The sequence below is a fragment of the Marinobacterium mangrovicola genome (assembly GCF_004339595.1).
GTDB lineage: Bacteria > Pseudomonadota > Gammaproteobacteria > Pseudomonadales > Balneatricaceae > Marinobacterium_D > Marinobacterium_D mangrovicola.
The window spans coordinates 163,083-176,068 of record NZ_SMFU01000011.1; the positions used below are offsets into that span (position 1 = coordinate 163,083).

Genomic DNA, 12,986 nt, shown 5'->3' on the forward strand with positions numbered 1-12,986 from the left:
GGTTGCGATAACCCCGGGTCGGTCCACTCATTAACACGGATGTATCGCTTCTTTAACCCGCCTGCGGCACAGGCGGGTTTGTGTTTACTGCTGAAACAGGAAGTTGGAGATCAGCTCTTTGCCGCCCTCTGTGGCGAAGGATTCGGGGTGGAACTGAATGCCCTGGATCGGATGCTCACGATGGCGCACGCCCATAATCTCGAACGCACCGCCCTGATGAACACGCTCCAGATCAGAGAACTCCGGCTCCGTCAGATCACCGACCACCGCGGTTACCTCCAGGCACTCCGGCAGAGATTCCGATTCTGCAATCAAGGAGTGGTAGCGCATGATCTCGAGTTGATCCGGAGTGTTGGCGAACACGCCCTGGCCGTTGTGGCTGATCGGGCTGATCTTGCCGTGCATCGGCAGCGGCGCCTTCACCACCTTGCCACCGAACACATGCACTATGCCCTGCATACCGAGGCAGACACCCAGCAGCGGAACCTTCGGTCCCAGTTCACTGATTACATCGGCGCAGACGCCGAAGTACTCGGGATCATCGGGTGAACCAGGTCCCGGCGAGATGATCAATCGATCCGGTTTTGCGGCTTTGATCTGTTCCAGGCTGACCTGGTCGTTGCGCTTGACGACGATATCGAAGTCGTTGATTTCGCCAGTCAGTTTGGCGCTGGAGAGGATCTCGCCAATAAACTGGTAAAGGTTGTAGGTGAAGGAGTCGTAGTTATCAATGATGTAGACCTTCATTCCGTGGCCTCCTTCATAAAGGTATCCAGAACTTTCTTGGTGCCGGCGAACTTGCGGTTGATCTCTTCATATTCATCGGCCGGGTTGGAGTCGTAGACGTTGCCGCCACAGGTCTGCACGTAGGCTTCCTCACCGTTGGCAAATACCGTACGGATCGGAATTGCGAAGGTGCAATCACCGTTGAAGGAGAAGTGACCCACCGCGCCGCCGTAGGGGCCGCGGCCGTCCGATTCCAGATCGTCGATGATCTTCATTGCCTCGATCTTGGGTGCGCCGGTGAGTGTGCCGGCCGGGAAATTGCTCGCCAGTGCTGAAAACATATCCTCAGTTTCGGCGATGATGCCGACAATCTCGCTGGAGATGTGCTGCACATGGCTGAACCGCTTGATATCCATCAGGCTACGCACTTTCACGGTACCGAAGCGCGCCACGCGACCGATATCGTTACGGTGCAGGTCGACGATCATATTGTGCTCGGCGATCTCTTTCGGATCATTCAGCAGGGCGCGGGCGTACTGGGTGTCTTCCACTTCATCCTTGCCACGCTTGGTGGTACCGGCCAGCGGGAAGGTTTCCATCTCGCCCTGGCGCAGGCGGAACAGCAGCTCCGGGCTGGCGCCAATCAGCTTCTGATCGCCAAACTTCACGTAGTACATCTGTGGTGAGGGATTCACCTCGCGCAGCTGCTCATAGATGGCGATGGTGTCGCCCTCCAGCTTGAAGCGCTTCTTGAAGCCCACCTCACACTGGAAGATCTTGCCGTCGATGATGTCCTGCTTCACCTTCATCACCGCACTGGCGTGCTCCTCCTGGCTCATGGTCTCACCCATGGGCGTGATACTCAGGTCACCGTTTTCCACGGCAGGCTCAGCCAGGATCGATTCGATCAGCTCCATGCGGCTGTCGGTGTAATAGAAGTAGATAACCTCACCGGTCATCTTGTCGAGAATCAAACCGTCCTTGAACACACCGAAGCGGAACACATCGAACATCTCACTGTGTTGTAGCTTCAGTGTCGGCTCGAAGTAGTTCATGCAGTCATAACCGATATAGCCGGTGAGGCCGCCCGCATACTTACGCGAGATGATGTTCTGCGGCACGATTTCGCGCAGCAGGTAGTAGGGATTCTCGCTGGGCCAGGTCTCGGTGCTGCCATCGCGCTGCTGGATGTGCAGCGCGCCTTCGGTGGCGTAAAGCACCTGTTCCGGATCGAAACCGATAATGGAGTAGCGGGAGATAAAACTCTCCTCGCCCAGCGATTCGAGCATAAAGCAGTTGTCGAAGCGCTTTTCGATCTTCTTGAACAGGCCGAAGAAGTCAGTGTCCGCGGTTAGCGTGACATAGTGAGGCTTGCGCGGCAGTTCGATTCTGGCGGGCTTATTCATAAAACTGGACAGTTCCGTTCAGGAGGTTTCCGATTTTCGGGCGCGTGACCCGCGGGTCACGGTAGCGATACCGACCCCCAGCCGGCGAGCGATCTCGCGCTGGGGCACACCCTCATCGAGCAGGCGCAGAATCTGCAGCCGCTTGCACACCTCGGTCAACTCCGAAGGGGTCAGCAGCTCTTCCAAAGCCTGCTCCAGGCTGGCCCGATCCCGCTGTTCCAGCAGGTGGTCGAGCAGTTCTTCTATGTAGGGTGTATTCATGTACTAGTATGCTATTACGTTCTTTGAGGCGAGTGTAACCGCGGCTAGAGAAGCCGTCCAGTCCGGTGCTTAACTTTATTGGTCGCTGGGGGCGCTGAACCTCCGCCTTTGCTCAGAAGCCAATGGTTCTAGAAAATCGCCTGCAGTAACCAGAGCGACCCCATGCCAGCCAGTAGTGTCAGCAGGGTATTGCGACTTTTCCAGGCTACCAGCGCGGCGATGATTGCTGCCGGTATCTGCAGGTTATCGAAGGCAAAGCTTTTATCCGGCCCGGTCAGGGTGACGGCAGGCACGACCAGAGCGGCCAGCACACTGGCAGGCACATAAGCCAGGGCGCGTTTGAGCAGAGGCGGTATATGCAAACGACCATGCAGGCCTATAAAGCTAAAACGCAGAGCAAAGGTGCCGATGCCGACCGCCACGAACAGGCTCCAGAGTGCGAGATCACTCATAGGTACCTCCGCTTTTAGATTTGGCTAGCTGGTGACGTTGCCAGCTTTCTACCGCCAAACCAGCACTGATTCCGGAGACCGCAGCCAGCAACATCCCCAGGTTATAGGGAGCATCGATGCCGAGGACGGCTACCAGTCCGCCAACGGCCGCAGCGGCCAGGTTGGGCGAGGTCTTTATCGCCGGAACCAGGATGGCCAGAAAGGCGAGCGGGATGGCAAAGTCCAGAGACCAGCTTTCCGGAATGCCGGTACCCAGCATGACACCGAGCAGCACAGAGACATTCCAGGACAGCCACATGGTAAGAGCAGCACCTGCAAAGAAGTAAGGCAGATGACTGGTGGATGGTGTCGAGGTGAACTTGACGATGCTGAGTGCATAGGCCTGATCCGAAAGCATGTAGGAGAGCACCCACTTAAGAGGTTTCGGCAGGGAGTGGATGTGTGGCGCGATAGAGGCGCTGTACATCATGAAACGCAGGTTAATTACCAGCACGGTAAGCAGAATGATTAGCGGGAGCACGCCATCACGGAGAAGTTGCAGAGCAACCAGCTGAGCCGAACCTGCGAAGAAAAGCAGCGTCATGCCGAGGGTTTCCAGCGTTGAGAACCCCTGTTTGGTCGCGGTTATTCCGGTTACGAGGCCAAAGGGAAGGACGCCCGCTATCAATGGCAGCAACGCCTTGGCGCCGGCCAGGAAGGCTTCCTGATTCTTCGGGTGTTTCATGTGGGTCTCTCGTGTATGGGAGTGGGCCGCTAAGTGCCTGGGGGCTGCGGGAAAGGCGAGAGTCTAGCGTATTTTCTGAACTTGCCGTGATCGACTTTATCTTTCACGAAGAAGCTATTCGTGCGAGCAAGGTGTTGCCTCGAGAGATTCGCGGTTGCGCTGGCGTTAAGCATGATGGCTTGGCTATAACAGCCAAGCTAGAGCGATAAACCGATGATTGTTGCGTGCAGTGAATGGCTATGGAGTGACTTTTTTTGGGCCGGCTATGCCGTCGTGAATAACTTGAACTAACCTTCAACAAATGTGATGATCCGTCGCGGAGGACGACCTCCCCAATCGGTTAAATGGCCGGGACGACCCGGCGCTTTGTAGAGGTTGTCGTCATGCGCTCCCCGCTTGATCGTCTTCGTCACGCCATCAGTTTTGAACTCATTGCTCTACTGCTTATCGTCCCGTTGGGGGCTCAGATCTTCCAGATGCCGATGCACGATATTGGTGTGGTGGGTGTCGTTAGCGCCACACTGGCAACGGGCTGGAACTTTGCCTACAACTACTTTTTCGATATCGGCCTGAAACGCTTCACCGGTACCACGCAGAAGTCTGCGCGTATGCGGATCGCCCATGTGGTGCTGTTTGAGCTTGGCCTGCTGTTGGTGCTGATGCCGTTTATCGCCTGGTACCTGGGTGTTTCTCTGTGGACCGCGTTTGTGATGGACCTGTCGTTTGCACTGTTCTACATGGCCTACGCGTTCGGCTTTAACTGGCTTTATGACAAGCTGTTCCCGCTGCCGGAATGGAAGGCTGAGCCCTCCACAAACTGATTTAAAGACAGGGTGGATCTGATCTGCCCAGCAACGAAAAAGAGCGGCCGAGGCCGCTCTTTTTGTTTTCCTGAACCCGCTGTTACCAGCGGTAGTTAACCGTCGCGGTGATTTCGCGCCCAGGGTTGTAGTAGTTGGCGGTGCCGGAGCCTACCACGTGTTGCTCGTCGAACAGGTTGCGGACGTTGATCTTCAGGTCGGTATCCTTGTGGATGCGGTAGCTGAAGGAGGAGTCGAACAGGGTGGCCGATTCGCTCTTCGCGGTGTTGGCTGCATCGAAGTAGTAGGAGCCGGTGTAGCGCGCGCCCAGGCCGAAGCTCATGCCCTGTTTCGGCAGGGTGTAGTGGGTCCACAGAGAGGCCGAGTGGGTCGGTGCCGACGTGAATTCGTTGTCTTTGATGGAAGCACCGCTGCGCAGTGTGCCTTCAACCACCTCGGTATCCATGTAGGAGTAGCCGCCGGTCAGGCTCAGGTTGTCGGTCAGGTCGACCTTGGCTTCCAGATCGAGACCGCGAACACGGGACTCACCGATGGTTTCACGCTCGATAGTGCCGTTGTCCTGAACCACGGCGATGGTGACATCGTCTTTGTTCAGGTCGTAGATCGCCGCAGAGAAGATGGCGTTGGTGTTGGCTGGTGCATATTTGACTCCCAGCTCAACCTGGTCGCCGCGCTCGGCTTTGACGCCGATGGATGGCGGTGCGATGGACTCAACAAAGCTGACGTAGGTGGAAACCTCGTCGGTGAGTTTGTAGGTCAGGGCGCCGCGGACGGAAGTCTCGGAGAAATCATCAGACTCGGTCACGCCGCTGAGGTCGGTGCTGGATAGGTCCAGTGAATCCTGACGCACGCCGGCGGTAACGATAAAGCGATCGACAAACGACAGGTTCTGCTGCAGGAACACGGACTTGGTTTTGAAATCCTGATCGTTCCCGGTGTAAGGCAGCAAGCCGCTCGGAACGCCGCTGTATTGCGGGTCGGTCACATCGATCGGGCCTACTGCGGTGTAGATCGAGCTGCTTTCGGTGGAGGCGTCGCGGTATTCAACACCGACCAGGGTGCTGCTGTCGACGTTGTCGAACCGGGCATCGTATTGCAGGATGGCGTTGCCGATCAGCTCTTGAGCTTCGCTGTCGGTACCGAAGTAATCACGGTTGACGACGTTGCCGGTGCGGTTGGCGTTGTCGGAGATATAGACGTAACCAAAGTCATCGGTCAGGTCGCTGTAGCGCAGGTTGCCGCGCAGCACCAGGCCGTTGTTGAAGTCGTGGGTCAGCTGGCCGGTGATGCTGCTGCGCTCAACCTCGTGGTTGTTGTGGCCCGGCTCACCGAAAAAGTCATCGCGGCTGTACTCTTTGTCCAGCGGGTAGCCGCCGCTGTTCGGGCTGCTGTCACGTTTCAGGTAATCGACGATCAGATTGGCGGTGGTGAACGCGCTTGGCTCCCAGGTCAGGCCTGCCATGAAGAACTGGTTGTCATCCTGGGAGTGATCGTATTCCCGCTCGCTGTCCTTGATCTTGCCGGTGATGCGGAAGGCGAGCTCGTCGTTGATCATGTCGCCTACATCGAGGCCTGCTTCCACATGATCGAATGCGCCGTAAGTCAGGTAGCCGCTGCCAAACTGTTCAAATTTTGGACGCTTGCTGACAAAGTTGACCGAGCCGCCCGGGTCCGCAGGACCAAACAGGGTAGAGTTGGCGCCGCGCAGCACTTCAACGCGTTCGAAAGCGTAGGCCTCTTCGCGCACGCCGCGCATGGACCCCAGGGTCAGGCCGTCGCGGTAGGTGGTTGCCTGGAATCCGCGGATCAGGAAATAGTCGTTGCGGTCATCGGTGCCGTAATAGTCGGTGACTACACCGGGGGTGTACTGCAGAACCTCCTCGGTGGTGTCGGCTTCGCGCTGGTTGATCTCTTTTTCGGTGATAACAGACACCGAGGCTGGGGTATCGAGGACGCTGGTGGCGACCTTGCCTCCGACCCAGAGTTCGCGAGCAACGATGGAGTTGGCGTCATCATCGGCGGCGGCCTGGGTGTTAACGATCACGGGTGCGAGACGAAAGGCTTCTGCGTTGTCTGCTTCCTCGGCGTTTACGGTCATGGGAGTGATGGCCAGAGGGGCACAGAACATCAGCGTTGCCGCGCTGCGCTGGAACCTGGGAGTGCAATATCCCAGGGTGGTTTTGTGATCGGTCATTCGTTGCATCCTTCGCGTTTACAAGAAAAGTTGAACAGTCGCTCGATGGCTACATTCACGCACATTTTGAGGAACGCGAAGCTTAGTGTCAATAATGAGAATTATAATCATGTAGATTATTGTTAAATCATTTGTGACGCATGTTTTATAAACCCGGAGTAGTTACCCGAAGATCCAGGTATCGACGCTTAAAGGTCGCTCTAGCGTTCGGAGGCGAGACGGTGACGACCGATCGGCAGCATCATCGGCTTGCTGGAAATCGGGTCGGGGATTACCTGGCTGCGCAGGCCAAATACGGACTGGATCATCTCTTCATTGAGAATGCTGTTCGGTTCGCCATGGGCATAAAGCTTGCCACCGGTCATGGCCACCAGCTGGTCTGAATAGCGCGCCGCCAGGTTGAGATCATGCAGCACCATAACCACGGTGATGCCGCGTTGATGGTTGAGGTCGGTGAGGAGGTCCAGTACCTCGACCTGGTGGCTGACATCGAGAAAGGTGGTGGGTTCGTCCAGCAGCAGGATGTCTGTCTCCTGAGCCAGCGCCATGGCGATCCAGACCCGTTGGCGCTGTCCGCCGGACAGGGCGTCGACCTCCCGGTCGGCCAGGTCGGTGGTCTGGGTGACCTCCAGCGCCTTGGCGATCGCAGCGTCGTCATGGCTGTTCCAGCGGGAGATCAGGCCGTGATGAGGATGCCGGCCTCGGCTGACCAGGTCCGCCACGGTAATCCCCTCCGGCGCCACCGGTGACTGGGGCAGCAGGCCCAGGGTGCGAGCCAGTACCCGTGTAGGGCTGCGGTGCACCGATTTGCCATCCAGCAGAACCTGTCCGGCGGAAGGGGCGAGTAGACGGGCCAGGGTGCGTAGCAGGGTGGATTTGCCACAGCCGTTGGCGCCGACGATCGATGTGATCCGGCCCGCCGCGAAGCTGAGGTCAAGGTCATCAAGGATGGTACGCTCGCCGTAACCAGCCGACAGATCTTCAACAACCAGGGAGTGCGCGGCAGTCATAGAGAGCCTCCGTTGCGGTTAACGCGAACAATCAGATAGATCAGGTAAGGTGCGCCGAGTGCGCCGGTGACAACGCCTACAGGGTAGCGGCTCGGTAATAAGAATTGGCCGATATAGTCGCCTACGAGCACCAGGCAGGCACCGACCAGTGCAGATGGAATCAGCAGTGAGCCATTCGACCCGATAATCCGCGCAGCGATGGGGCCGGAGAGAAAAGCGACAAAGGCGATGGGCCCGGTGACTGCGGTAGCGACGGCGATCATGCCGACGGCGCAGACGATCACGGTGATGCGCGTCACACCAACCCTCACTCCCAGGGCGGCAGCGGTGTCGTCCCCGAGGCGCAGAGCTTCCAGGTCCCGGGCACGGCAGAGCAGAATACCGCCGAACACCAGCAGCGCGATAAGCACCGGCAGTGCCTGGCTCAGCTGGGCGGAATTGACGCTGCCGGTGAGCCAGCGCATCGCCTCCTGAAGATCCCAGGAGGGTGCGCGCGCAAGAATATAGGCGATAAAGCTCTCGATCATCGCCGAGACGCCGATGCCGATAAGGATCAGCCGGGTACCGGCAACGCCGTTGCGGTAAGAGAAGCCATAGACCAGCAGTGCAACACCAAGCCCGACAAAGACCGAAAATATCGATACCGCCACGCCGTCCATCTGCAGGACGACGATGGCGAATACCGCAGCAGCGCTGGCACCGCCACTGACGCCGATTATATCGGGGCTGGCCAGCGGGTTACGCAGCATGATCTGAAAAGCCACACCGCCCAAGCCAAAGCAGCAACCGGCCAGTATGCACAGCAGTGCGCGGGGCAGGCGCAGCTGGCCCACGGTAAAGCTGGCGCCGGGCACGTTTTCACCCAGAAGTACGCGCAGCACCTCCTGCAACGGTGTAAACGACTGACCGAGCATCAGCGTCAGAGCAAAGCCCGCCGCAAGGATAAAGACGAAGATTGCCAGTAGTGCTCGCCAGCTGCGCGCGCGTTTCAGTCGGCCGCGGCGTACCTTCATCAGGCTGTTGTCCATATGAGCGGTCATAGGTCGCGCACCCGCTGGCGTCTAACGATCCAGATAAAAAACGGCGCGCCGATAAAGGCGGTGACGACGCCAACCTCAATTTCGCTGGGGCGGGCAAGGATTCGTCCAGCCACATCGGCGAGCAGCAGCAGGCTGGCGCCGCAAACGGCGGAAAAGGGCAGCAGCCAGCGGTGATCCACGCCGACGAGCAGGCGGCATAGATGCGGCACCAACAGCCCAACAAAACCTATGGGGCCACAGGCCGCTGTGGTTGCCCCGCACAGCAGAATCGCGCCAATGCCTGCCGTTGCCCGCGCCAGTGCAACCTTCTCGCCGAGCCCAGCGGCCAGCTCATCGCCGAGCGCCAGGGTGTTCAGCTTGCGAGCTGACAGCAGGCTGATGGCAAAGCCGGCCAGCAGAAAAGGCAGTACCAAGTTAAGCGTATCGAAAGTAGCGCCGCCCACACCGCCGATCTGCCAGGAGCGCACGCCACCGGCGATATCGTTGCGCGGCAAAACCAAGGCCAGGGTAAAGCTGGAGAGGGCAATCGACGTGGCGGCCCCTGCCAGGGCCAGTTTCAGCGGGGTGGCGCCGCCGCGGCCCAGCGAACCGATCAGGTACACGAAGACCGCGGTGACGCCGGCACCGATAATGGCCGTCCAGACATAGGCTGACGCCAGGCTCATGCCAAACCAGGCCAAGCCAATCACCACGGCGAGTGTCGCGCCAAGATTGACCCCGAGAATACCCGGGTCCGCCAGCGGGTTACGCGTCACGCCCTGCATGATCGCGCCGGCCAGGCCCAGTGCGGCTCCGGCGATGACCGCCAGCAGTGTGCGCGGAATCCGCATTGCCACGGCCGCTTCACCCACCGTGTTCACCTGGCCGTTCAGCGCAGCGAAGATCTCTTCCCAGCTAACCTCACGGGTACCGATCGCGACGGACAGAAAACAGAGCGCGGCCAACAGAGTCAGCAGGCAAAGCAGACTGAGCGGCTTCAGTGCCCCGTGCGCGCCTATAGCTGTCGAAGTGGAGGCTGTGGATGGGGTCATTCTGATTTGCGAGCGGCCGCCGCCAGGGTATCGACGTAGTCATCCAGCACCCAGGGGATGGAAAGCGGCGTCGGGTTGGCGCCGGTGGCACTAGGACCGTTGCCGAGCATCACCACGGCATCCTTGGCGATGGCGCGCATTCTGGAAGTCAGCGGGTTGGACTTGAGGGGCCCAAGCAGCTGCTCGCCGCCGTAGGTGACGAAGATATCGACATCATCGAAGCTGTCGATCTTTTCGATACTGACCTCGCCGGAGAACTGACCCTTCTGGGTTGCGTCGATCACGCTCTGCGGTGAATGCAGGCCCAGGTCTTCGAAAAAGCTGACCCGTGCATCGTTGCCGGAATAGAAGTGCAGGGTGCTCAGGTTGGTAGGATCCAGATGGGTGATAAACATCGCCGTTTTATCTTCCAGCTCCGGGTAGCGGGCGACGCTTGTTGCGATCTCTGCTTCGATCTGTCCGATAAGAGCTTCCCCCTCGGCGGCCATGCCAAGCCCCGCGCTGTTCGTGCGGATCAGCTCACGCCAGCTGGTGGACCAGGGGGCTTCCGGATAGGCGACAACCGGCGCGATCATGCTCAGCGTGTCGTAGTCAGCCTGACTGAGGCCAGAGTAGCCGGCCAGAATGACATCGGGTTGGGTCGCGGCGACCGCTTCAAAGTCGATGCCGTCCCCCTCATCGAAGAGGGCCGGTACCGGTGCACCGAGCTCCTTCAGGCGGGCGCTCACCCAGGGCAGCAGCCCATCGCCATCATCGTCACCAAATCCCGCTGCGGCAAAGCCTACCGGCACCACACCCAGTGCCAGGGGCACCTCGTGATTGGCCCAGGCCACGGTGGCGACGCGTTCAGGTTTCGCCTCAATGGTGGTGGTGCCGAAGGCGTGATTGATGGTGATCGGAAACCACTGCTTTGGCCCATCTGAGCGCGCAGCGGCGGAGAAGGGCAGGATCGCGATGCAGACAAGCGTCGTGACGATAATTCGCAGATTTTTACGCATATCGGGAGGATCAAACTTTGATTAGAAATAGCGACAGTGTACAGTGAATAGAATACGTAATACCAATGAGAAGCAATATCATGACGCAGATAACATCCCTTGAGCAATTGAGGGAGCTATATCCAGAGCCGATGGAGATCGTGCAGAAAAAAGTGATGCCGGCGCTGGATGTTCACACCATCACCTTCATCGAGCACAGCCCCTTTGCGCTGCTCTCCAGCATCGATAGCCAGAGCAATGTCGATGTATCTCCCAAGGGTGGCGAGCCAGGCTTTATCAAAGTGCTCGATGATAAGACGATCCTGATCCCAGACACGGCAGGCAATAACCGAGTCGACGGCCTGAAGAATATTCTCGAGAACCCCGGTGTTGGCCTGCTGTTTATGGTCAACGGTATTAACGAGATCATCCGCGTCAAAGGCAAAGCCAGTATCCATACCGACGCGGATCTGCTTGAGCGGTGTGCCGAGGGTGGGAAGCTGCCCAAAGTGGTGATCAAGGTCGCCGTTGAAAGCGTGTTCTTTCATTGCCCTAAGGCGCTTTGGGTTGGCAAGTTGTGGGAGAGCGAATACCGGGTCGACCGCTCGTTTCTGCCCAATCTGGGCGAGATTGTTCAGGATCAGATCGCTATCCATAAACCCGGCGAGTAATTCGGCTGCGACCTGGATATTTCCTGTTTAAGAGGAATAGGCAGACTTGTAGTCGGGAATTGAGTCGAGGATCTGGCTGGTTTGAAGAATCAGGCAAGGAATAGGCAGGATCGGGTAGGGGCTTCGTAGCTCTGGTTTTTTACAATGGGCGCTTCTTGGCACGAGGATGTCGTGCCGTTTTTGTTGTTGTTCAAATGTGTTGTAAAAGCCAGAGAGCAAGGAGTTTCCATGAAAACGGTTGGTTATGCGTCGTATTCAGCAGATACCGAAATGGTGCCTTACCACTTCGAGCGTCGTGCCTTGCGGGCAAATGATGTAGCCATTGAAATTCTCTACAGCGGTGTGTGCCACTCCGATCTGCACACCGTGAACGGCGACTGGGGTCCCCAGCCGTCACCGATCGTACCGGGCCATGAAATTGTAGGTCGTGTTATCGAGGTAGGTCCAAAAGTCAGCAACTACAAGGTTGGCGATCAGGTCGGTGTGGGTTGCATGGTCGACAGCTGCCAGGAGTGCGATCAGTGTCACCACGGCGAAGAGCAGTTCTGCCGTCACGGCATGACACCGACCTACGGTGCGCCGGACCGCATCTCCGGTGAGATCACCCAGGGCGGTTACTCCAAGCACATTGTTGTGCGCGAAGAGTTCGTGCTGAGCATCCCTGAAGCGCTGGACCTGTCTCGCGCAGCGCCGATTCTCTGTGCCGGCATCACCACCTTCTCTCCGCTGCGTACCTGGAACATCGGCGAAGGCAGCCGTGTGGGTGTCATCGGTCTGGGTGGCCTGGGTCACATGGCCGTTCAGCTGGCCGCTGCTATGGGCGCAGAAGTCACCGTGCTGAGCCGCTCCAAGCAGAAAGAGGAAGAAGCGAAAAAGATCGGTGCCAAGGGTATTCTGGCTTCTACCGATGAAGACGCCATGAACGCAGCGGCTTCTTCATTTGATCTGATCATTGATACGGTGCCGGTTGAGCACGATGTCACGCTTTACACACCGCTGCTCGATGTGGACGCTACCCTTGTCATCGTCGGGCAGGTCGGTCCGATGAAAGAGTTCATGACGGTACCGATGATTATGGGGCGTCGTCGTGTTGCCGGTTCCCTGATCGGTGGCGTGAAACAGACCCAGGAAGTGCTAGATTTCTGTGCCGAGCACAACATCCACCCGATCTGTGAAATCATCCGCCCGGAGCAGATCAACGAAGCGTTTGAAGTGATGGAAAAGGGTGATATTGCCCACCGTTACGTGATGAAAATGACCGAGATGGCTGACGACGCCTGATTCTCGTCTCTCAGAGCTGGCCGTGATCCTGGCCAGCTTCTACAGCGTTATAACACCCCGCCTTGCGGGGTGTTTTTCGTTTGGGCTTGTAAAGCCTTTTATGCCCGCCTTCCTTCTCCCATCCGTCTCACTATCTCATGGCCGGTCGCTCTCATGACTCGATATCTCTTCGCGCAACGAGAGAACCGCTGCCCCCTTATACAGCGCGCAGAGCTTTTCCTTCGAAAATCAACATCGTTCTGGATTCATTGTTAATAAAAATATAAAAACACAGTGGTGCGATTATTGCTCCTTAGGTAGTGTTCAGCGCTGATTAGACAGCTGCCGGGATTATTTGAACCCTGGTTGTTCGTGGCCGACTCGCCAGACCCTGGCCAGGAAGTAGATCGAAT

The 12,986-nt window shown here is 57.9% G+C and carries 13 protein-coding genes; 3 read left to right on the forward strand and 10 right to left on the reverse strand.

The annotated features are described in order from the left end of the window. Nucleotides 1–84 precede the first annotated feature (84 nt). The 5 genes from CLV83_RS17785 to CLV83_RS17805 all read right to left on the reverse strand — a co-directional run bounded on the left by CLV83_RS17785 (nt 85) and on the right by CLV83_RS17805 (nt 3,569). On the reverse strand, nt 85–747 hold the full coding sequence (locus tag CLV83_RS17785; protein ID WP_132295663.1) for an anthranilate synthase component II: 663 nt from the start codon (nt 745–747) through the stop codon (nt 85–87). Beyond that, nucleotides 744–2,132 carry an anthranilate synthase component I family protein gene (locus tag CLV83_RS17790; protein WP_132295666.1) on the reverse strand — a complete coding sequence of 463 codons (1,389 nt, stop codon included), beginning with the start codon at nt 2,130–2,132 and terminating at the stop codon, nt 744–746. Before CLV83_RS17790 ends, CLV83_RS17785 begins: the two co-directional genes overlap by 4 nt. Before the next feature lie 18 nt (nt 2,133–2,150). Next, the gene (locus CLV83_RS17795) at nt 2,151–2,393 is read right to left on the reverse strand and encodes a Trp family transcriptional regulator (protein WP_132295669.1); all 243 of its coding nucleotides are present in this window, start codon (nt 2,391–2,393) and stop codon (nt 2,151–2,153) included. Nucleotides 2,394–2,521: 128 nt separating this feature from the next. Then, on the reverse strand, nt 2,522–2,845 hold the full coding sequence (locus tag CLV83_RS17800; protein WP_132295672.1) for an AzlD domain-containing protein: 324 nt from the start codon (nt 2,843–2,845) through the stop codon (nt 2,522–2,524). Further along, nucleotides 2,838–3,569 (reverse strand): AzlC family ABC transporter permease, encoded by a 732-nt coding sequence (locus CLV83_RS17805; protein WP_132295675.1) that lies wholly within the window; start codon nt 3,567–3,569, stop codon nt 2,838–2,840. The genes CLV83_RS17800 and CLV83_RS17805 overlap by 8 nt, the downstream gene beginning before the upstream one ends. A 383-nt stretch (nt 3,570–3,952) precedes the next feature. Here CLV83_RS17805 and CLV83_RS17810 point away from each other — a divergent pair, with 383 nt between their 5' ends. Then, the gene (locus tag CLV83_RS17810) at nt 3,953–4,390 is read left to right on the forward strand and encodes a PACE efflux transporter (RefSeq protein WP_132295678.1); all 438 of its coding nucleotides are present in this window, start codon (nt 3,953–3,955) and stop codon (nt 4,388–4,390) included. 82 nt (nt 4,391–4,472) lie between these two features. Here the strand turns inward: CLV83_RS17810 and CLV83_RS17815 are convergent, their stop codons facing one another. The 5 genes from CLV83_RS17815 to CLV83_RS17835 all read right to left on the reverse strand — a co-directional run bounded on the left by CLV83_RS17815 (nt 4,473) and on the right by CLV83_RS17835 (nt 10,663). Then, nucleotides 4,473–6,518, reverse strand: a complete 2,046-nt coding sequence (locus tag CLV83_RS17815; protein ID WP_424399131.1) for a TonB-dependent receptor — start codon at nt 6,516–6,518, stop codon at nt 4,473–4,475. Nucleotides 6,519–6,784: 266 nt separating this feature from the next. Beyond that, nucleotides 6,785–7,594, reverse strand: a complete 810-nt coding sequence (locus tag CLV83_RS17820; protein ID WP_132295681.1) for an ABC transporter ATP-binding protein — start codon at nt 7,592–7,594, stop codon at nt 6,785–6,787. Further along, nucleotides 7,591–8,634: a FecCD family ABC transporter permease gene (locus CLV83_RS17825; protein WP_132295684.1), complete on the reverse strand. Its 1,044-nt coding sequence runs from the start codon at nt 8,632–8,634 to the stop codon at nt 7,591–7,593. Before CLV83_RS17825 ends, CLV83_RS17820 begins: the two co-directional genes overlap by 4 nt. Then, on the reverse strand, nt 8,631–9,665 hold the full coding sequence (locus CLV83_RS17830) for a FecCD family ABC transporter permease (RefSeq protein ID WP_132295687.1): 1,035 nt from the start codon (nt 9,663–9,665) through the stop codon (nt 8,631–8,633). Before CLV83_RS17830 ends, CLV83_RS17825 begins: the two co-directional genes overlap by 4 nt. Continuing rightward, a complete protein-coding gene (locus CLV83_RS17835; protein WP_132295690.1) occupies nt 9,662–10,663 on the reverse strand; it encodes an iron-siderophore ABC transporter substrate-binding protein in 1,002 nt (333 codons plus the stop codon). The genes CLV83_RS17830 and CLV83_RS17835 overlap by 4 nt, the downstream gene beginning before the upstream one ends. 80 nt (nt 10,664–10,743) lie before the next feature. On the opposite strand from CLV83_RS17835, the gene CLV83_RS17840 reads away from it, so the two are divergent. Continuing rightward, on the forward strand, nt 10,744–11,313 hold the full coding sequence (locus CLV83_RS17840) for an MSMEG_1061 family FMN-dependent PPOX-type flavoprotein (RefSeq protein WP_132295693.1): 570 nt from the start codon (nt 10,744–10,746) through the stop codon (nt 11,311–11,313). 228 nt (nt 11,314–11,541) lie between these two features. Next, nucleotides 11,542–12,594, forward strand: a complete 1,053-nt coding sequence (locus tag CLV83_RS17845) for an NAD(P)-dependent alcohol dehydrogenase (protein WP_132295696.1) — start codon at nt 11,542–11,544, stop codon at nt 12,592–12,594. Nucleotides 12,595–12,986 lie beyond the last annotated feature (392 nt).

Bases quoted from the DNA above. Each gene is read 5' to 3' on its own strand.
- CLV83_RS17810 (WP_132295678.1), top strand. From the start codon at position 3,953: ATGCGCTCCCCGCTTGATCGTCTTCGTCACGCCATCAGTTTTGAACTC.
- CLV83_RS17830 (WP_132295687.1), bottom strand. From the start codon at position 9,665: ATGACCCCATCCACAGCCTCCACTTCGACAGCTATAGGCGCGCACGGG.
- CLV83_RS17790 (WP_132295666.1), bottom strand. From the start codon at position 2,132: ATGAATAAGCCCGCCAGAATCGAACTGCCGCGCAAGCCTCACTATGTC.
- CLV83_RS17845 (WP_132295696.1), top strand. From the start codon at position 11,542: ATGAAAACGGTTGGTTATGCGTCGTATTCAGCAGATACCGAAATGGTG.
- CLV83_RS17825 (WP_132295684.1), bottom strand. From the start codon at position 8,634: ATGACCGCTCATATGGACAACAGCCTGATGAAGGTACGCCGCGGCCGA.
- CLV83_RS17800 (WP_132295672.1), bottom strand. From the start codon at position 2,845: ATGAGTGATCTCGCACTCTGGAGCCTGTTCGTGGCGGTCGGCATCGGC.
- CLV83_RS17785 (WP_132295663.1), bottom strand. From the start codon at position 747: ATGAAGGTCTACATCATTGATAACTACGACTCCTTCACCTACAACCTT.
- CLV83_RS17795 (WP_132295669.1), bottom strand. From the start codon at position 2,393: ATGAATACACCCTACATAGAAGAACTGCTCGACCACCTGCTGGAACAG.
- CLV83_RS17815 (WP_424399131.1), bottom strand. From the start codon at position 6,518: ATGTTCTGTGCCCCTCTGGCCATCACTCCCATGACCGTAAACGCCGAG.
- CLV83_RS17840 (WP_132295693.1), top strand. From the start codon at position 10,744: ATGACGCAGATAACATCCCTTGAGCAATTGAGGGAGCTATATCCAGAG.
- CLV83_RS17805 (WP_132295675.1), bottom strand. From the start codon at position 3,569: ATGAAACACCCGAAGAATCAGGAAGCCTTCCTGGCCGGCGCCAAGGCG.
- CLV83_RS17820 (WP_132295681.1), bottom strand. From the start codon at position 7,594: ATGACTGCCGCGCACTCCCTGGTTGTTGAAGATCTGTCGGCTGGTTAC.
- CLV83_RS17835 (WP_132295690.1), bottom strand. From the start codon at position 10,663: ATGCGTAAAAATCTGCGAATTATCGTCACGACGCTTGTCTGCATCGCG.